The 17,511-nt window shown below is 62.5% G+C and carries 17 protein-coding genes; 5 read left to right on the top strand and 12 right to left on the bottom strand.

Annotated features, from left to right (window positions below; all coding sequences use genetic code 11):
- Positions 1–74: 74 nt before the first annotated feature.
- The 6 genes from AACW18_RS21460 to AACW18_RS21435 are packed head-to-tail and all read right to left on the bottom strand — an operon-like array spanning position 75 to position 4,893.
- The gene (locus AACW18_RS21460; RefSeq protein WP_218389793.1) at positions 75–1,253 is read right to left on the bottom strand and encodes a hypothetical protein; all 1,179 of its coding nucleotides are present in this window, start codon (positions 1,251–1,253) and stop codon (positions 75–77) included.
- A gap of 2 nt (positions 1,254–1,255) precedes the next feature.
- Positions 1,256–1,918: an energy transducer TonB gene (locus AACW18_RS21455; RefSeq protein ID WP_218389792.1), complete on the bottom strand. Its 663-nt coding sequence runs from the start codon at positions 1,916–1,918 to the stop codon at positions 1,256–1,258.
- Complete coding sequence (locus AACW18_RS21450) at positions 1,915–2,316, bottom strand: ExbD/TolR family protein (protein ID WP_218389791.1); 402 nt, start codon at positions 2,314–2,316, stop codon at positions 1,915–1,917. Before AACW18_RS21450 ends, AACW18_RS21455 begins: the two co-directional genes overlap by 4 nt.
- A complete protein-coding gene (locus AACW18_RS21445; RefSeq protein WP_042651602.1) occupies positions 2,313–2,843 on the bottom strand; it encodes a MotA/TolQ/ExbB proton channel family protein in 531 nt (176 codons plus the stop codon). The genes AACW18_RS21450 and AACW18_RS21445 overlap by 4 nt, the downstream gene beginning before the upstream one ends.
- Positions 2,840–4,135: a MotA/TolQ/ExbB proton channel family protein gene (locus tag AACW18_RS21440; RefSeq protein WP_218389790.1), complete on the bottom strand. Its 1,296-nt coding sequence runs from the start codon at positions 4,133–4,135 to the stop codon at positions 2,840–2,842. The genes AACW18_RS21445 and AACW18_RS21440 overlap by 4 nt, the downstream gene beginning before the upstream one ends.
- A complete protein-coding gene (locus AACW18_RS21435; protein ID WP_218329960.1) occupies positions 4,132–4,893 on the bottom strand; it encodes a DUF3450 domain-containing protein in 762 nt (253 codons plus the stop codon). Before AACW18_RS21435 ends, AACW18_RS21440 begins: the two co-directional genes overlap by 4 nt.
- Before the next feature lie 211 nt (positions 4,894–5,104).
- Between AACW18_RS21435 and AACW18_RS21430 the strand changes: the two genes are divergently transcribed.
- Positions 5,105–5,881: a LuxR family transcriptional regulator gene (locus AACW18_RS21430; RefSeq protein ID WP_042651599.1), complete on the top strand. Its 777-nt coding sequence runs from the start codon at positions 5,105–5,107 to the stop codon at positions 5,879–5,881.
- A gap of 71 nt (positions 5,882–5,952) precedes the next feature.
- Here AACW18_RS21430 and glmS read toward each other — a convergent pair whose 3' ends face one another.
- Positions 5,953–7,785 (bottom strand): glutamine--fructose-6-phosphate transaminase (isomerizing), encoded by a 1,833-nt coding sequence (gene glmS / locus AACW18_RS21425; protein ID WP_218389789.1) that lies wholly within the window; start codon positions 7,783–7,785, stop codon positions 5,953–5,955.
- 53 nt (positions 7,786–7,838) lie between these two features.
- On the bottom strand, positions 7,839–8,612 hold the full coding sequence (locus AACW18_RS21420) for a DeoR/GlpR family DNA-binding transcription regulator (protein ID WP_042651597.1): 774 nt from the start codon (positions 8,610–8,612) through the stop codon (positions 7,839–7,841).
- A gap of 123 nt (positions 8,613–8,735) precedes the next feature.
- On the opposite strand from AACW18_RS21420, the gene blrA reads away from it, so the two are divergent.
- From blrA to creD, 4 genes are all read left to right on the top strand, one after another.
- Complete coding sequence (gene blrA, locus AACW18_RS21415; RefSeq protein WP_218292543.1) at positions 8,736–9,410, top strand: two-component system response regulator CreB; 675 nt, start codon at positions 8,736–8,738, stop codon at positions 9,408–9,410.
- A 34-nt stretch (positions 9,411–9,444) separates the two neighbouring features.
- A complete protein-coding gene (gene blrB / locus AACW18_RS21410; RefSeq protein WP_218389788.1) occupies positions 9,445–10,866 on the top strand; it encodes a beta-lactam sensor histidine kinase BlrB in 1,422 nt (473 codons plus the stop codon).
- Between the two features lie 100 nt (positions 10,867–10,966).
- Complete coding sequence (gene blaOXA / locus AACW18_RS21405) at positions 10,967–11,761, top strand: class D beta-lactamase (protein ID WP_042651595.1); 795 nt, start codon at positions 10,967–10,969, stop codon at positions 11,759–11,761.
- Between the two features lie 123 nt (positions 11,762–11,884).
- Positions 11,885–13,234: a cell envelope integrity protein CreD gene (gene creD, locus AACW18_RS21400; protein ID WP_218389787.1), complete on the top strand. Its 1,350-nt coding sequence runs from the start codon at positions 11,885–11,887 to the stop codon at positions 13,232–13,234.
- A 61-nt stretch (positions 13,235–13,295) separates the two neighbouring features.
- Here creD and glmU read toward each other — a convergent pair whose 3' ends face one another.
- The 4 genes from glmU to atpG all read right to left on the bottom strand — a co-directional run bounded on the left by glmU (position 13,296) and on the right by atpG (position 17,486).
- Positions 13,296–14,657 carry a bifunctional UDP-N-acetylglucosamine diphosphorylase/glucosamine-1-phosphate N-acetyltransferase GlmU gene (gene glmU / locus AACW18_RS21395; protein ID WP_218389786.1) on the bottom strand — a complete coding sequence of 454 codons (1,362 nt, stop codon included), beginning with the start codon at positions 14,655–14,657 and terminating at the stop codon, positions 13,296–13,298.
- Between the two features lie 93 nt (positions 14,658–14,750).
- Positions 14,751–15,179: a F0F1 ATP synthase subunit epsilon gene (locus AACW18_RS21390; RefSeq protein WP_042651592.1), complete on the bottom strand. Its 429-nt coding sequence runs from the start codon at positions 15,177–15,179 to the stop codon at positions 14,751–14,753.
- Between the two features lie 18 nt (positions 15,180–15,197).
- Positions 15,198–16,586, bottom strand: a complete 1,389-nt coding sequence (atpD, locus tag AACW18_RS21385) for a F0F1 ATP synthase subunit beta (protein WP_042651591.1) — start codon at positions 16,584–16,586, stop codon at positions 15,198–15,200.
- A gap of 33 nt (positions 16,587–16,619) precedes the next feature.
- Positions 16,620–17,486, bottom strand: a complete 867-nt coding sequence (atpG, locus tag AACW18_RS21380; RefSeq protein WP_042651590.1) for a F0F1 ATP synthase subunit gamma — start codon at positions 17,484–17,486, stop codon at positions 16,620–16,622.
- Between the last annotated feature and the right edge of the window lie 25 nt (positions 17,487–17,511).

Below are 17,511 nucleotides of genomic sequence, written 5' to 3'. Positions count from 1 at the left end.
GGCTTTTTGTGAAAAAGATCTCGCTTGCTGAAAAAGCAGGCTGACACGTATAAAACTCGAACTTCCCCCCGGTTTTACGCCGCTTTTTTGTTCATCCCTTCGCTCTGGGCCTGGATATAGCTGACCCAGCTGGTCGCCCGCTGCTGCCAGTTGCTTTCCCGCTGCAGCTCCAACGCCAGTGTCAGCGCCTCGGCATATTGCTCCTTATTAAGGTATGCCTGCACCAGCAACGCCTTGGCTCTGTTGCCCTGCTCATCCTTGGTCGACTTGATGACGGCCAGCTGGCTCATGGCCGCATCTGTCTTGCCCTGTTGCAGCAACAGTTCGGCGGCACGCATACCGGCCTTGGGGTGCGCATATTGCTTGGCGAGGAGCTGCCAGCTATCTACCGCTTTCGGCCACTCACGGGCACCTTCCCACAGTTGGGCCAGCAGGTGCTGGTTCTCGGCACTTGCCTGCATCTGTCCCTTGGCCATGGCCGCCTCCAGCAGGCGGGCGCCGCGATAAGGCAGCCCCTGCCAGGCATAGAGGCGAATGAGCTGATTGCGGGCGGCAGCGTCGTCCATCAGTTGACGATCGATGGCGGTCTGCAGCAGGGCCAGCGCCTGGTCCCCACGCTTGGCCGACAGGTTCAGCGACACGGCCTGCTGCCACCACTTGCTCTCTTTTGGCTCGTGACGGATCAGCTCGCCGGCCTGATCGGCCGCCATCCCGTAACGCTGCTGGGCGGTGAGGGCGGAGAGACGAATGATAGCGGCCTGCTTGTGCCAGCCTTTCTTCAACAGTTGTTCACTCTGGCTCGCGGCCTCGCCGTACTGTTTGTTGTGGTAATAGAGGCCCGCCAGCCGCAACCGCAGCGCATCGTCCGGCTTCAGTGCCAACGCCGCCTTGTAGCTGGCGATGGCGCCGGACCAGTTGGATTGCTGAGCCTGGATGTCGCCACGCAGGCGCAGCAACTGAAGCTGCTGTTGCTCCGGCCACTCTTTATAGGCCAGCGCCTGCTCGACGTAGCGGCTCGCCTGCGCGGTCTGCTGCAAGTTGGCGGCCAAGGAGGCCTGCAACTGAGCCAACCAGGCCCGCTCGGCATCTGAGCCTGGCTTGAGCCCGGTGGCCTTGTTCTGAGCCTGTTGCCATTGCCCCGACTGGTAGAGCTTCATCACGGGTTCCAGCTGGCGGGAGAAATGAGGGCTCACCTCCATGGCCAGGCAGGCTTGGCTGACCAGGGCCAGCAGGCAGATCCAGATCCGCAGCATCGTTATGACTCCAACTTGAATTTGAGATTGATGACTTGCTCCAGCTTGTCGGTCGCGCCAGGCCGTGGCTGGTAGCGCCACTTGCTGACCGCCTGAATGGCCGCCCGCTCGAACTGGCGCTTGGGCTTGGCCTCAATCACTTCCACATTCTCGACCCGCCCCTCGCTGTTGATGGTGAAGCGAACCGTCACCGATCCTTCGATGCCAGCCTGCTGGGCACGGTATGGATAGACCGGTTCGACCCGCTGCAGCGGGGTCAGCATGTCGCCAACGCCGACCCCCATCCCTTCCGATTGACCATGAAAGTTGCCGCTCGCCACCGGAGTGGGACTGGTGGCCACCCCGGGGGCAGATACCTGCACGGCACTCAGGCTGGACACCAGATCCAGGCTGGGTTGCACCGAGGGCAGGGGCGCCGCCGCCGGCATGGGCAGCGGCGTGGAGGCCAGGGCGGCAGGAGGCTCAGGCAGTGGCTCGGGCTCTTGCGGTACCGGCCGCTCGCGCACCTGTACCTCGTTCACCTCGGTCTGCATGTTGATGACGATGGACTTCTGCTCGGTCGAGGCCTTCTCCCCCCTGGGGGGCTCCACCAGGGTGGCCATGAACAGCAGGATCCCCAGACTGAGGGCGACCCCCAGTCCCAGACTCATCAGCTTGAATTTCATTTCGGTGCCACCGCCACGGCGATGTTGGCTATTCCGGCGGCCTTGGCCTCATCCATCACTCGCACCACCCGACCGTGGGGCACTCGCTCGTCGGCCTGGATCACCAGGCTGGCGTCGGGTTGCTCCGTCAGCAGACGGGCCAGGCGGGCCTGCACCCGCTCCACATCGACCTGTTTGCGATCGAGGAAGATCTGCCCCTGGGCCCCGATCGCCAGCATGATGCTGGAGGATTTCTGGGCCTTGGCCTGACTGGCCTGGGGCCTATGCACCTCAAGTCCGGCCTCGCGCACGAAGGAGGTGGTCACGATGAAGAAGATCAGCATGATGAACACGATATCCAGCATGGGGGTCATGTCGATCTGCACTTCATCGCGCTGGCGTTTGGATTGCCGTCTCATTGCATTACCTTCTCTTCTCGCAAGCCGTCACGGGTCTTGGCCAAGGCGCGCTTGGCCTGGCTCTCGAGCCGGCTGAGTAACAACACGCCGGACAGCGCCACCACCATGCCTGCCATGGTGGGGATGGTGGCACGGGAGATCCCGCCCGCCATGCTCTCCGGGTTAAAGCGGTTGGCGGCGGCCAACGCATCGAATACGCCTATCATGCCGGTCACTGTGCCGAGCAGACCCAGCATGGGGCAGAGCACCACCAAGGTGCGGATGAAGATCAGATGACGGTTGAGCTCCAGCTCGGCCTCGGCCAGCCAGCGGCCACGAATGGCCTGAGCATGCCAGCTGTGGCGCTCGACGCGCCCCTGCCAGCGACTGAACAGCTGCTGCTGCAGCGGGCCAAAGCCTAGGTTGAGGTAGAGCAGCCGCTCGATCATCAGAATCCACATCAGTACCAGCAGGGCCAGGATGACCCAGAGCACGGGGCCGCCACGGCCCATGAAACTCTGCAACTGCTGCCAGATGTCGAGCATCATGCCACCCGCTCCATCCCGTTTCCGTTGCTCTCGGCGCGCTCGGCCAGGATGCCGGCGACCTGTTGCTCCAGCACATTGGAGAGCTCAGTGAAGCGGGATTGCAGCAGGCTGTGGGCCAGGATCAGCGGAATGGCGGCCACCAGCCCCTGTACCGTGGTGATCAGCGCCATTGAGATGCCGCCCGCCATAATCTTGGGATCGCCGGTGCCGAACTGGGTAATGGCCTGGAAGGTGCCGATCATACCGGTCACAGTCCCGAGCAGGCCCAGCATGGGGGCGATGGCGGCGATGACCTTGACCATGCCGATGCCGCGCTCCAGCCGTGGAGTCTCCTGCAGGATCGCCTCATCGAGCCGCAGCTCCAGGGTCTCCATGCTCAGCTCGGGATGTTGCTCTGCCACTGTCAGCACCCGGCCGAGGGCATTATTGGTGTGGTATTCACCGCTCTTGAGCTGGCGGCGCACCAGGGTCAGTTCGCGGGACAGCGTCCACAACCGCACCCCGGCAATGCCCAGACCGATGGCGGCCAGCAGCACTATGATGGCGCCGACCTGTCCCCCTTGCTGGACTTGCTGCCAGAAAGTGGGGGCCTGGGCCAGCATGTCGAGCAGCACGCCGTGGGAAGGATCCAGCGGCAGGGCCTCGCCTTCCTTGCCCTGATAGGTGGTCAGTTCGGACAGCAGGCCGCCGGGCAGACCCAGTACCGGGCTCAGCCCTTCACCACTCGGCTGCAGGAAACCGGCGCTCCCGAACAGCGCGAAGCTGCCGATCCGGGTCAGCGACTGTTCGCTGGCCGCGCCCTGGGCATCGAGCACCTTGCCGCTGAACTGGGCCACCCGGCCCGATTCGCGGATCTCCTGCAGCAGGGTGGCGGGCAACAGGGCGAGGGCGGCGCGATCCGGCACCTGCTTGTCCTGTGCCAGCACCTTCAGCGCCGCCAGTCGATCCGGGAACTGACCCTGCACCGAGGATTCGGCCAGCAGCTTGACCGCATCGCTCGCCCCCTGGCGGGTGACGGCGAAAATCTCGTTCATGTCACCGGAGGCTTGCTCCCACTGAGCGTTGAGTTCAACCAGCTGCTTTTCATTGTCGGCAAACTGGCTGGCCAGCTGCTTGCTCAGGCTCTGGGCCGCGGCCAGCCTGGCGCGGGCACCGCTCAGCTGATCGGCGACCGAGGCCAGATCCTGCTGGGCATTCTGCTCACGAGCCTGCTCCTGCGCCTGCCAGTCGTCATTGGCGAGGGCCGCGTGGGAGCCGAGGGAGAGCGTGATAAGAAGGGGGAACCATTTCATGACTGAGCCTCCTGGCTACGCGCGACAGACAGGGGCACATGCAACAGTTGCGGGACTCGCTTGTCGGCAGCCATGTCCAGCGCCTCGGCGATGGGCTCCAGCCACTGGCTGTCGAGTGCCAGCCACTTCTTGCTCTCCGCAGACCAGCGCCAGGCCTGGCTGCGATCGGCCGTCATCGCCAGCAGGGAGACGCGGCCCAGCGCCAGCACATCGACCCGACGTTCGGCACCATCCAGTTCCAGCTGAGCGGGATAGGCATCCATCCGGCTGCCGTACTCGGCTTCAATCTGATAGGCCTGCAGCAGCTGGCGGAATTTCTCGGCCTCGCTCACGTCGGCACGGGCCATGGTCAGCTTGAGCTGCTCGATGCGCGCCAGACGATCGTCCTTGCGCAGGGGGATGTCCTCCTGCACCAGCTGCTCCAACTCGGCCTGCATCTGCAGCATCAGCGGGATCAGCCCCTGCCGGGTCTGCTCTACCGCCGCCAGCTGGCTGCTGAGCTTGCCCAGTTCATTTTGCTGATCGGCCACCAGTGACTGCATGTAGCTGTTGTAGGCTTCCAGATCGCGCAGCTGCAGCTGCGCGTTTTGCAGCTCCATCCTGGCGGAAACGGCCGCATCGGCCGCCTTTTCTACTCGCTGCTGGGAGGCTTTCCCGGCAGCGATGCTGTTTTTCAGTGCGGGCGCGACCAGTTCGTCGGCACTGGCGACGAAGTGGGCGGCCAATGGCAACAAGGCCAGACCCCAGAGCTTTTTCATGGTACATAATCTTAACAATGATAACTATTCTCATTGTCTCAAAGAGTCGTGCCAGTGGCAATCAGATGATTTCCTTGGCCTGCGGCCGAAAAAACAGGATAATTTTTAGACAAGCACGGGAGTTACTGGCGTTGGTACTAACAACACCACATTAAATAACTAAAAAATATCTTTTCGATCAGGATGATAAGGGTCGAAAAAGGAGAGTGACATGTTTAACGATGCGATCTGGGAACACATAGATCGGTTCACCAAGGCCAAGAAGACCAGCGATATCCAGCAACAACTGGAGCGCTTCAGTCACCAGATGGGATTTGATTACTTCCGTTTGCTGATCATTTTCCCCATCAGCATGCAAAAATCCCACGTAGCCTTGTTCAACAACTGTCCGACCAGCTGGTTTGATGCCTACACGGAGCGGCACTACCTGACCCAGGATCCTGTGGTCTTCCTGGGACTGAAGCAGACCCAGCCCATCTTCTGGAACAAGCTCGACTGCGACTCCCCCTGGCTGCCCAGCGCCAGCCGGGAGGTGATGAACCTCGCCGCCGATTTCGGGGTGCGCAACGGCGTCTCCTTCCCGCTGCATACCCCCCAGGGGGAACACGGCATCCTCTCCTTCATCAGCAAGGAGAAGTCCAACTCCGACCTGATGTTTGAAAACGTTCCCCTGCTGTCGTTCTGCGCCAGCTACATCTTCAACTCGGCACTGCAACTGATAAAGAGCAGGCCGGATCTGATGAAATGCCTGGCCGAGCTGTCGGATCGGGAGAAGGAGTGCCTGTTCTGGGCCAGCGAGGGCAAGACCTCCTGGGAGATCGCCACCATACTCGGCATCAGCGAGCGCACCGTGAACTTCCACCTCAACCAGGTCACCAACAAGACGGATTCGAAGAACCGCAACCAGGCGATCGCCAAGAGCATCTCCAGCGGCATCATAGTGCCCTCGCTGAACGATGTGACCATCACCAACCTGCGGCTGTCATAGCCGGGTATCCGGCCAGACGAGCCCATAAAAAAGAGCCGCAATGCGGCTCTTTTTTCATTTCCGACAATGGCTTATTCCACGGTCACGGATTTCGCCAGGTTGCGCGGCTGATCCACATCGGTACCCTTGATCAGGGCGACGTGGTAGGAGAGCAGCTGCAGCGGCACCGTGTAGACGATGGGGGCAATCATCTCTTCCACGTGGTTGAGGCTCATCACCCGCATGGTGGCGTCGCTCTTGAAGCCAGCATCCGCATCGGCGAACACGTAGAGGATGCCGCCGCGGGCACGCACCTCTTCCACGTTGGACTTGAGCTTCTCCAGCAGATCGTTGTTCGGCGCCACCACTATGATCGGCATCTCGGCATCGATCAGCGCCAGCGGGCCGTGCTTGAGCTCACCGGCCGCATAAGCCTCGGCGTGGATGTAGGAGATCTCTTTGAGCTTGAGCGCCCCCTCCATGGCGATGGGGTACTGGCTGCCACGGCCGAGGAACAGGCTGTGGTGCTTGTCGGCAAACTCTTCGGCCAGGGTCTCGATCTGCTTGGCCAGCGCCAGGCTCTCCTTGATGCGCAGCGGCAGGGCTTGCAGCGCCTTGACCAACTCGGCCTCGGCGGCGGCACTCAGGTTGCCACGGCAGTGACCGACGGAGGCCACCAGCATCAGCAGGCCGGCCAGCTGGGTGGTGAAGGCCTTGGTGGAGGCGACGCCGATCTCGGCCCCGGCCCGGGTCATGAAGGCAAGATCCGATTCGCGTACCAGGGAGGAGCCCGGCACGTTGCAGATCGCCAGCGAACTCATGTAGCCGGACTCCTTGGCCAGCCGCAGGGCGGCCAGGGTATCGGCGGTCTCGCCGCTCTGGGACAGGGTCACCAGCAGGCTGTTGGGGCGCACCACCGACTTGCGATAGCGGAACTCGGAGGCGATCTCCACGTCGCAGGAGACACCGGCGATCTCTTCGAACCAGTAGCGGGCCACCATGCCGGAGTTGTAGGAGGTGCCGCAGGCGACGATCTGGATGTGCTCGACCTGGTCGAAGATGGCGCGGGCGCCGTTGCCGAACGACTCGATCACCACGTGATCGGTGCCGAGGCGGCCTTCCAGGGTATTGGTGATGGCCTTGGGCTGCTCGTAGATCTCTTTGAGCATGTAGTGACGGTACTCGCCCTTGTCACCGGCATCGTGGGAGAGCTCGGACTCCAGCTCCTCGCGCACCACGGCGTCGCCGTGAGTGTCGAAGATGTGCACGTCGCGACGAGTCACCTCGGCCACGTCCCCCTCTTCCAGGAAGATGAAGCGGCGGGTCACCGGCAGCAGCGCCATCTGATCGGAGGCGATGAAGTTCTCGCCGATGCCGCGGCCGATCACCAGCGGGGAGCCGGAGCGGGCCACCACCACGCGGCTGTCGTCGCGGCTGTCCATCACCACAGTGCCGTAGGCGCCACGCAGCTGCTTCACCGCCACCTGCATGGCGGCCAGCAGGCTGGGGGCGGATTTCAGTTCGTGGTGTACCAGATGGGCGATCACCTCGGTGTCGGTGTCGGAGCTGAACTCGTAACCCATGCCCTGCAGCCTGCTGCGCAGCTCTTCGTGGTTCTCGATGATGCCGTTGTGCACCACCACGATATGTTCGGAGACGTGGGGATGGGCATTGCGCTCGGACGGCTCACCGTGGGTCGCCCAGCGAGTGTGGGCGATGCCGGTGCCGCCGTGGACGGACTGCTCTTCCAGCGCCTTGGCCAGTTCGGCCACCTTGCCCAGACGACGCACCCGCTGCAGCGGCTGGTTGGCGCTGAACACGGCCACCCCGGCGGAGTCATAACCGCGATACTCGAGACGGCGCAGGCCTTCCACCAGAATTTCAGCCACATCACGTTGGGCGACTGCCCCGACGATGCCACACATAGACTTCTCCTTGAACTTGAACTGTTAACAAACAATGGGATAGCAGGCGAGATTCAGCCTGCGAGGGGGGCGCAGATCAGCGTCACCCCTTTGGATTCGAGTAGTTGCCGGGTCTCGTCGGCCAGGCCGGCGTCGGTGACCAGGGTATGGATCTGTGCCCAGGGCAGCTCCAGATTGGGGATCTTGCGGCCTATCTTCTCCGACTCGACCATGACGATGACCTCGCGGGACACCTCGGCCATCACCCTGGACAGGCCCACCAGCTCGTTGAAGGTGGTGGTGCCTCGCTCCGGGTCTATGCCATCGGCACCGATGAACAGCTGGTCGAAGTCGTAGGAGCGCAGCACCTGCTCCGCCACCTGGCCCTGGAAGGATTCGGAGTGGGGATCCCAGGTGCCGCCGGTCATCAGCAGGGTGGGCTCGTTCTCCAGCTCGCGCAGGGCGCCGGCCACGTTGAGGGAGTTGGTCATGACGATGAGGCCGCGCTTGTTGCCCAGCATGGGGATCATGGCACTGGTGGTGCTGCCGCTGTCGATGATGACGCGGTTATGATCGCGGATGCGCTCGGCGGCGGCGCGGGCGATGGCCAGCTTTCGTTTCGAAACCTGCTCCGGATTGCTGTCGACCACCATCTCGCTCGGCAGGGGCACGGCACCACCGTAACGGCGCAGCAGCAGGCCACCGGTTTCCAGCACGGCCAGATCCTTGCGGATGGTCACCTCCGAGGTGGAGAAGTGTTTGGCGAGGGTATCGACGCTCACTTCGCCCTGTTCCTGCACCAGGGTCACTATGGTGTGGCGACGCTGTTGAGTGTTGCGTTTGGTCATCTTAAAGTTTCGATTCGAAAGAATGTCGAAATGTTAGCGCCTTTTTTGGAAAAATAAAACCGCAAATAGGATCCAATTTGGTTCGATGCCAGAATGGGCAGGCCGATTTGCGACGAGGACGCCATGCAAAAACGAGTCATCTGGCTGGTGGAAGATGAAGCCAGCATCGCCGATACCCTGATCTATGCGCTGCAGACCGACGGCTTCGAGGTGGAGTGGTTCCCCCTCGGCCAGCCTTTATTGGCGCGACTGGAACAGACGCGACCGGATTTTCTGATCCTGGATGTGGGGCTGCCAGACATCGGCGGTTTCGAGCTATGCAAGCAGGTGCGGGCCCGCTGCGACACGCCGCTGATGTTCCTCACCGCCCGCAGCGAGGAGATAGACCGGCTGATCGGGCTGGAGATAGGGGCCGATGACTACGTGGCCAAGCCGTTCTCGCCGCGGGAGGTGTGCGCCAGGGTACGGGTGATACTGCGCCGCAGCCAGCCGGTCGCTCAGGCCACCAGCCAGCCGCTGGTGCTGGACGAGGAACGGGCCCGTATCTGTTTCCACGGCCAGGCGCTGGCCCTCACTCGCTACGAGTACCTGCTGCTCAAGACCCTGATGCAGGCGCCGGGCCGGGTCTACTCCCGCCAGCAGCTGATGGATCTGGTGTGGAGCGGGGCCGAAGAGAGCCTGGATCGCACCGTGGATACCCACATCAAGACCCTGCGCGCCAAGCTGCGGGAGCGGGACTCGGAGGCAAATCTGATCCTGACCCATCGCGGGCTAGGCTACAGCCTGGAACTGGCATGAGCATACCGCTGCCGGGCACCGGCCGGGAGCCGACATGAGAATAGGGCTGCAACTGCTGTGCGGACTGGTGCTGATCTTCGCGCTGGCCGCCTGGTTCGTGCTGGAAATCTTCGTCGAGGAGATAAAACCCGGGGTGCGCAGCGCCACCGAGGACACCCTGGTCGACATGGCCCAGCTGCTGGCCCCGCTGGCGCTTGACGATCTGCAGGAGGGCAGGATGGAGGATGGCCGACTGGCCGGCGCCTTCGCCCGCCTCAACCAGAGCCCCATCAACGCCCTGATCGACGGCCACCTCAAGCAGCAGGCGGAGTACCGCATCTACGTGGCCGACGCCCAGGGCAAGGTGGTCTATGACTCGAGCGGCCAGGATCTCGGCAAGGACTACTCCCGCTGGAACGACGTCTACCGCACCCTGCGCGGTGAGTACGGCGCCCGCAGCACCCGCAGTGACCCGGACGATCCCGCCAGCTCGGTGATGCACGTGGCCGCCCCGCTGCGCTCCGGTGAGCAGATCCTCGGCTCCCTCACGGTCGCCAAGCCCAACCGCACCCTGCTGCCCATGATAGAACGCAGCGAGCGCCAGCTGCTGCAGGGGGCGGCGGTGCTGCTCTGCCTCGCGCTGCTGATCGGCGCTCTGCTGGTGTGGTGGCTCACCCGCGCCATCGGCAAGCTGGTGCACTACGCCGATGCGGTCAGTCAGGATCAGCCCGCCAGCCTGCCCAGGCTCCACAGCCCGGAGCTGGACCGGCTCGGCCGCTCCCTGGAGACCATGCGCCGCCAACTCGACGGCAAGTCCTACATCGAAGCCTATGTGCACAGCCTGACCCACGAGCTGAAGAGCCCGCTGGCAGCCATTCGCGGGGCAGGGGAGATACTGGCCGAGGCGCCACCACCGGAGGTCGCCCAGCGCTTTATCGGCAACATCAACCTGGAGACGGCCCGCATGCAGCGGCTGATCGAGCGCATGCTGCAGCTCGCGCGCCTCGAATCGGGTCAGGGGCTGGACAGACAGGCCATCGCGCCCGCCAGGCTGGGCAGGCGGACCCTGGATGCCCGCCAGATAGTCGCTGAGCGTCGCCAGATAAACCTGCAGGCCGAGCTCGGCGAGGCCCCCAAGCAGCGATGGGATCCCCTGCTGGTGGAGCAGGCCCTCGGCAACCTGCTGGATAACGCCCTCGACTTCTCCCCCCTGGGCGGCCGAGTCTGGCTGAGCGGCGAGATGAGCGCCGACGGCTACTGCTTCCGGGTGCGGGATCAGGGGCCCGGCATCCCGGACTATGCGCTGCCACGGATCTTCGAGCGCTTCTACTCCCTGCCCAGGCCCGACAAGGGCAAGAGCAGCGGCCTCGGGCTCAGCTTTGCCGCCGAGGTGGCCCGCCAGCACGGCGGCCGACTGACCCTGGGCAACCTGCCGGAAGGCGGGGTACTGGCCGAGCTGTGGCTGCCGGCCGGCTGACTTCACACCGAGCACACAGAGCGACGCTAGGCTGTGCCTCCTCGAGAGCTTGCCCCACCAGGGGCATAGACGCGCATTCAGATGAATCAAGGAGATATTCATGTCCCGCATCCTGCTGTCCGGCCTGCTCGCCGCCGGCCTGCTCTGCTCATTGCCCACCAGCGCTGCCTCCGGCTGCCTGCTGTTTGCCGATGGCACAGGCAAACCTCTCAGCGCCGAGGGTGACTGCGCCAGCCAGCTGCCACCCGCCTCCACCTTCAAGATCCCGTTGGCCCTGATGGGCTATGACAGCGGCTTCCTGGTAGATGAACAGCTGCCGGCCCTGCCGTTCAAACCCGGCGATGCCGACTTTCTGCCCGAGTGGCGGGAGACCACCAGCCCAAGCAGCTGGATGAAGTACTCCGTCATCTGGTACTCCCAGCGCCTCACCGAGTGGCTCGGGGCGGCGCGCCTCCAGCAATACGTCGACCGCTTCGACTACGGCAACCGGGATCTCGCGGGCAACCCGGGCAAGCACGACGGTCTGACCCAGGCCTGGCTCAGCTCCAGCCTCGCCATCAGCCCGCAGGAGCAGGCCCGCTTCCTCGGCAAGCTGGTGAGCGGCAAGCTGCCGGTCTCAGCCCAGACCCTGAACCACACCAGCGCCATACTGCGCCAACCGGACATCGATGGCTGGCAGATCCACGGCAAGACCGGCATGGGCTATCCCAAGCTGCTGGATGGCAGCCTCAACCGGGAGCAGCAGATCGGCTGGTTCGTCGGCTGGGCCAGCAAGCAGGACAAGAAGCTCATCTTCGTCCACACCGTCATCCAGAAGCCGGGCAAGCAGTTTGCCTCGCTCAGAGCCAAGGAAGAGGTGTTCGCCGCCCTGCCGGCCCAGCTGAAGAAGCTGTAACCCCTTCCCTCAACCGGCGCCTGGCGCCGGTTTTTTTATTGCCCTTCACCCTCACTTCACAGGGCCCCATCACCCCTTCACCCTGACTCTGCACCATGGCGCCCATCAACAAGGAGATGCGTCATGGTCAAACAGATACTCACCCACAAGATTGTCCTGCTGCTACTGCTCAGCCTGCTGCTGCTGATCCCCGTTCACTCCATCATGGAGTTGAACCGGGAACGCCAGGCTTACCGCAGCCAGGCCATCCACAGCATCATGGCCAGCAGCAGCGGCCCGCAGCGTTTGCTGGGACCCGTGCTGGTGCAACCCTACACCAGGGCCGTCACCGTGGAGCAGGATGGCAAGCGCTTCGTGCGCGAGGAGCGGGTCTATCGCTACCTGCTGCCGGATCAGCTGGATGTGCTGGCCAGCATGGAAGTCACCCCGCGCAAGCTCGGCATCTATCAGGCTCAGGTCTATCACAGCCGCCTCTCCCTCTCCGGCCGCTTGCCGGTGAGCCTGACCGGCAAGGCGCTGGTGGCCGGCAACCCTGATCTGAGTTTTGACGGCGCGGATCCCGCCCTTGTCCCAGGCAAACCCTACCTCAGTCTGGTGCTGTCCGATGCCCGCGGCATCAACAGCGTGCCCGAGCTACGACTCGGGGAGCGGCGCATCCCCTTCGCGCCCGGCGCCCTGCTGGGGGATGGGATGGCTGGCATTCATGCTCCGCTGGAGGCCCTGCCCGGCGAGGACGGGCGCTTTCACATCGAGCTGGATCTGCAGGGCATGAACGCGCTGGAGGTGGTGCCCCTCGGCCAGGACAGCAAGCTTCGGCTAAGCGGCAACTGGCCCCATCCAAACTTCATCGGCGATTTCCTGCCGGGCAGCCGCACCCTGAACGAACAGGGCTTCGATGCCAGCTGGCAGACCAGTTGGTTCGCCACCGACATGGAGACGCGCTTCAACCGCATGATGAAGGGGGTGGGGGCCGAGCTGCCGACCTTCAGCGTCAGCCTGGTGCAGCCGGTGGATCACTATCAGCTGAACGAGCGGGCCGCCAAGTATGCCCTGCTGTTCATCGGCCTCAGCTTCCTCAGCTTCTTCATGTTCGAGCTGCTCAAGGGGTTGCGGGTGCACCCGATCCAGTACGCGCTGGTGGGCATGGGGCTGGCCATCTTCTATCTGGTGCTGCTGGCGCTGACCGAGCACCTCGGCTTTGGCCTGGCCTATCTCGTCGCCAGCCTCGCCAGCGTCTCCCTCAACGGCTTCTACCTGAGCCATGTGCTGGGCGGGCCGCGCCAGGGGCTCGGCTTCGCGGCCCTGCTCGGACTGGTCTACGCCATCCTGTTCGGGCTGCTGCAGTCGGAGGAGATAGCCCTGCTGCTCGGCGCCCTGCTGCTGTTTGCCATACTGGCGCTGATCATGATGCTGACCCGCAAGCTGGACTGGTATCGGGTGATGGACACATCCTCCTCCACCCGCGAGTCATAGCCGACAAGCCAAAAACAAAACCGGCGCCCTTGGGCGCCGGTTTCATTTCATTGATCGGGCATCACTTCTTCTTCACCGGGCGGGCCCAGTGCTTGATGTGACGCTGGGGCACCCGGGTGATGACCAGCTCGTGCTCGGCCACGTCCTTGGTGATGGTGGAGCCCGCCCCCAGGGTGGCCCCCTTGCCGATGCGCACCGGCGCCACCAGCTGGGTGTCGGAGCCGACGAACACATCATCCTCGATGATGGTCTGGAACTTGTTCACCCCATCGTAGTTGCAGGTGATGGTGCCGGCCCCTATGTTCACCCTGGCGCCGATCTCCGCATCCCCCAGATAGGTCAAGTGACCACACTTGGAGCCAACCCCGAGCCGGGACTTCTTCATCTCGACGAAGTTGCCGACGTGGGCGTCCTGCTCCAGCACGGCGCCGGGACGCAGGCGGGCGAAGGGACCCACCGAGCACTGATCGGCCACCAAGGCGCCTTCGATCACGGAGTAGGGCTTCACCTCGCTGTGATCGCCTATCTCGCAATCCTTCAGCACGGCGCCGGCGCCGATGCGCACATGGTTGCCGAGCTTTACCTTGCCCTCGATGATGACGTTGACGTCGATCACCACCTCTTCACCTATCTCCAGCGTGCCGCGCAGATCGAAGCGAGCCGGATCGATCAGGGTGACACCGGCGATCATCAACTTCTCGGCCTGCATCTTCTGGTAGCTGCGCTCGAGCGCCGCCAGCTGGACCCGGTTGTTGGCCCCCTCCACTTCCATGGCGCTGTCCGGGTGGACGGCGGCGATGGGGCAGCCATCCCCATGGGCCATGGCGATCACGTCGGTGAGATAGAACTCGCCCTGGGCATTCTTGTTGTCCAGGCGAGAGAGCCAGCCGCGCAGCTGCGCACCCTTGGCCACCAGCACGCCGGTGTTCACCTCGCGGATGCCGAGCTGCTCGGCGTTGGCATCCTTCTGCTCGACGATGCCGACCACCTGACCGTGCTCGCGCACGATGCGGCCATAGCCGGTCGGGTTGTCCAGCACCACGGTCAGCAGCGCCATGCCGTCGTCAGCCTTGGCGGCCAACAGTCGTTGCAGGGTCTCCGGCTGGATCAGCGGGGTGTCGCCGTACAGTACCAGCACGTCGTCTTCGTCCTGCCAGAACGGGATGGCCTGGGCGACCGCATGGCCGGTACCCAGCTGCTGCGCCTGCAGCACCCAGTTCAGGTCCGGGGCGGCGATCCGCTCCTTCAACAACTCGGCGCCGTGACCGTAGACCAGGTGCAACTGCTCGGCACCGATCTGGCGAGCGGTCTCGATGACATGGGACACCATGGGCTTGTTGGCTACCGGGTGCAGCACCTTGGGCAGAACGGAACGCATGCGAGTACCTTTACCCGCAGCCAGGATCACGACGTTGAGAGACATAGCTAGCCTTTGAAACATGAGGAAATACCCGGCGGAGTCTATCCAACGGATAAAAAAAAAGCGACCCGAAGGTCGCTTTTTGCATCACCGTGATTAGCGGTAATTCTTTTTGACAATATCGATAACCCGCAGCTGGGCCATCGCTTTGGCCAGCTCGGCAGATGCCTGAGCATAGTCGATATCACCATGGGAGCTGTTGATCCGCTCTTCGGCACGGCGCTTGGCTTCCTGGGCTTTCGCCTCATCCAAGTCGTCGGCACGAATGGCGGTATCGGCCAGCACGGTCACGGCTTCGGGTTGTACTTCCAGCATGCCGCCGGAGATGTACAGCACCTCTTCGCTACCATTTTGCTTGATCAAGCGGACCAGGCCCGGCTTGATGGCAGTCAGCAACGGAGCATGACCGTGACGGAGACCCAGCTCACCCTCGGAGCCTGTTACCTGAGCGGATTGCACGCGACCGGAAAACAGTTTCCCTTCGGCGCTCACCACATCCAGGTGAAATGAGATCATCTCAGCCATGGGCCCTCCTATCGAGACTTACAGTTTCTTGGCTTTCTCGACGACTTCGTCGATGCTACCAACCATGTAAAACGCCTGCTCTGGCAGATCGTCGTACTCGCCTTTCAGGATGCCCTGGAAACCACGAATGGTCTCTTTCAGCGGCACGTATTTGCCGGAAGAACCGGTAAATACTTCGGCCACGAAGAACGGCTGGGACAGGAAACGCTCGATCTTACGGGCACGAGATACGGTCAGTTTGTCTTCTTCTGACAGTTCATCCATACCCAGGATGGCGATGATGTCCTTCAGCTCTTTGTAGCGCTGCAGCACGATCTGCACACCACGAGCGGTCTCGTAGTGCTCCTTGCCTACCACCAGCGGATCCAGCTGACGGGAGGTGGAGTCCAGCGGGTCAACGGCCGGGTAGATACCCAGTGCCGCGATCTGACGGGACAGAACGATGGTCGCATCCAGGTGGGCGAAGGTGGTCGCCGGAGACGGGTCGGTCAAGTCATCCGCAGGCACGTAAACGGCCTGGACTGAGGTGATGGAACCAGTCTTGGTGGAGGTGATACGTTCTTGCAGAACGCCCATCTCCTCGGCCAGGGTCGGCTGGTAACCTACTGCGGACGGCATACGGCCAAGCAGTGCGGATACTTCGGTACCGGCCAGGGTATAACGGTAGATGTTGTCCACGAAGAACAGCACGTCACGACCCTCGTCACGGAACTTCTCGGCCATGGTCAGACCGGTCAGCGCCACGCGCAGACGGTTTCCGGGCGGCTCGTTCATCTGACCGTACACCAGAGATACTTTGTCCAGTACGTTGGACTCCATCATCTCGTGGTAGAAGTCGTTACCCTCACGGGTACGCTCACCCACCCCGGCGAACACGGAATAACCGCTGTGTTCGATCGCGATGTTACGGATCAGCTCCATCATGTTGACGGTCTTGCCGACACCGGCACCACCGAACAGACCGACCTTACCACCCTTGGCGAACGGACAAACCAGGTCGATAACCTTGATGCCGGTCTCCAGCAGCTCGGCGCTGTTGGACTGATCTTCGTAGCTGGGGGCTTCGCGGTGGATGGACCAACGCTCTTCTTCGCCGATCGGACCCTTCTCGTCGATGGGCTCGCCCAGTACGTTCATGATACGACCCAGGGTCGAGGTACCAACCGGTACCTGGATGGCCTTGCCGCTGTTAACTACTTCCAACCCACGACGCAGACCGTCGGAGGAACCCATGGTGATGCAACGAACGACGCCGCCGCCGATCTGTTGCTGCACTTCCAGTACCAGACCCTGGCCTTGGCCTTCGCTGATGACCTTCAGTGCATCGTACACCTGGGGCACGGCATTCTGCGGGAACTCGATGTCCACTACAGCGCCGATGATTTGGACGATGAAACCGTTACTCATGTCAAATCCTCTAAATCTTTGATAACCCTTGCCTTACACCGCAGCAGCACCGGATACGATCTCTGTCAGTTCCTGGGTAATACTGGCCTGACGGGCCTTGTTGTACACCAGTTGCAGATCGTTAATCAGGTTACCGGCGTTGTCAGTCGCGGCTTGCATGGCAACCATTCGGGCTGCCTGTTCACTGGCCAAGTTTTCTACCACGCCCTGGTATACCTGGGATTCGACATAACGAATCAACAGGGTATCCAGCAGCTGCTTGGGATCCGGCTCATAGAGGTAATCCCAGTGGTTCTTCTTGTTCAGCTTGCTGTCTTCTGTTACGGGCAAAGGCAGCAGTTGATCGACTTTTGGTTGCTGAACCATGGTGTTGACGAACTTGTTGTACACCAGGTACAGCCTGTCAATCTCACCGTTGTCGTAAGCCTTCAGCATGACCTTGACTGAACCAATCAGGTCATTGACGCTCGGGTTGTCACCCAGTCCGGAGACATGGGCTTTCACCTTGGCGCCGTGCCGCTCAAAGAAGTTGGAGGCCTTGCTGCCGATCAGTGCCAGGTCAACCTTGGCACCTTTCGCGCTCCATTCCTTCATCTCATTGAGGGCGGCTTTGAACAGGTTGATGTTCAGGCCGCCACACAGGCCACGGTCGGTGGAGACGACGATGTAACCCACTCGCTTGACCTCACGTTCGATGAGGTAGGGGTGCTTGTATTCCAAGTTCCCCTGAGCGATATGGCCGATCACCTTGCGCATGGTTTCAGCGTACGGACGGCTGGCAGACATGCGTTCCTGCGCACGGCGCATCTTGCTGGCTGCCACCATTTCCATAGCGCTGGTGATCTTCTGAGTGTTCTTCACACTCCCGATCTTGTTACGTATCTCTTTTGCGCCGGCCATCTCTTCTCTCCATCAGGTGGCAGCT

This window comes from Aeromonas sp. sia0103 (assembly GCF_963895295.1).
In the GTDB taxonomy this organism is placed as follows: Bacteria; Pseudomonadota; Gammaproteobacteria; order Enterobacterales; family Aeromonadaceae; genus Aeromonas; species Aeromonas encheleia.
Note: the sequence above shows the minus strand (reverse complement) of the source record. Positions and strands in the feature narration are given on the sequence as shown.

What these genes read in the sequence shown, in the direction of transcription:
- AACW18_RS21460 (WP_218389793.1), bottom strand. Translation starts at nt 1,253, where the DNA reads ATGCTGCGGATCTGGATCTGCCTGCTGGCCCTGGTCAGCCAAGCCTGC.
- AACW18_RS21455 (WP_218389792.1), bottom strand. Translation starts at nt 1,918, where the DNA reads ATGAAATTCAAGCTGATGAGTCTGGGACTGGGGGTCGCCCTCAGTCTG.
- AACW18_RS21450 (WP_218389791.1), bottom strand. Translation starts at nt 2,316, where the DNA reads ATGAGACGGCAATCCAAACGCCAGCGCGATGAAGTGCAGATCGACATG.
- AACW18_RS21445 (WP_042651602.1), bottom strand. Translation starts at nt 2,843, where the DNA reads ATGATGCTCGACATCTGGCAGCAGTTGCAGAGTTTCATGGGCCGTGGC.
- AACW18_RS21440 (WP_218389790.1), bottom strand. Translation starts at nt 4,135, where the DNA reads ATGAAATGGTTCCCCCTTCTTATCACGCTCTCCCTCGGCTCCCACGCG.
- AACW18_RS21435 (WP_218329960.1), bottom strand. Translation starts at nt 4,893, where the DNA reads ATGAAAAAGCTCTGGGGTCTGGCCTTGTTGCCATTGGCCGCCCACTTC.
- AACW18_RS21430 (WP_042651599.1), top strand. Translation starts at nt 5,105, where the DNA reads ATGTTTAACGATGCGATCTGGGAACACATAGATCGGTTCACCAAGGCC.
- glmS (WP_218389789.1), bottom strand. Translation starts at nt 7,785, where the DNA reads ATGTGTGGCATCGTCGGGGCAGTCGCCCAACGTGATGTGGCTGAAATT.
- AACW18_RS21420 (WP_042651597.1), bottom strand. Translation starts at nt 8,612, where the DNA reads ATGACCAAACGCAACACTCAACAGCGTCGCCACACCATAGTGACCCTG.
- blrA (WP_218292543.1), top strand. Translation starts at nt 8,736, where the DNA reads ATGCAAAAACGAGTCATCTGGCTGGTGGAAGATGAAGCCAGCATCGCC.
- blrB (WP_218389788.1), top strand. Translation starts at nt 9,445, where the DNA reads ATGAGAATAGGGCTGCAACTGCTGTGCGGACTGGTGCTGATCTTCGCG.
- blaOXA (WP_042651595.1), top strand. Translation starts at nt 10,967, where the DNA reads ATGTCCCGCATCCTGCTGTCCGGCCTGCTCGCCGCCGGCCTGCTCTGC.
- creD (WP_218389787.1), top strand. Translation starts at nt 11,885, where the DNA reads ATGGTCAAACAGATACTCACCCACAAGATTGTCCTGCTGCTACTGCTC.
- glmU (WP_218389786.1), bottom strand. Translation starts at nt 14,657, where the DNA reads ATGTCTCTCAACGTCGTGATCCTGGCTGCGGGTAAAGGTACTCGCATG.
- AACW18_RS21390 (WP_042651592.1), bottom strand. Translation starts at nt 15,179, where the DNA reads ATGGCTGAGATGATCTCATTTCACCTGGATGTGGTGAGCGCCGAAGGG.
- atpD (WP_042651591.1), bottom strand. Translation starts at nt 16,586, where the DNA reads ATGAGTAACGGTTTCATCGTCCAAATCATCGGCGCTGTAGTGGACATC.
- atpG (WP_042651590.1), bottom strand. Translation starts at nt 17,486, where the DNA reads ATGGCCGGCGCAAAAGAGATACGTAACAAGATCGGGAGTGTGAAGAAC.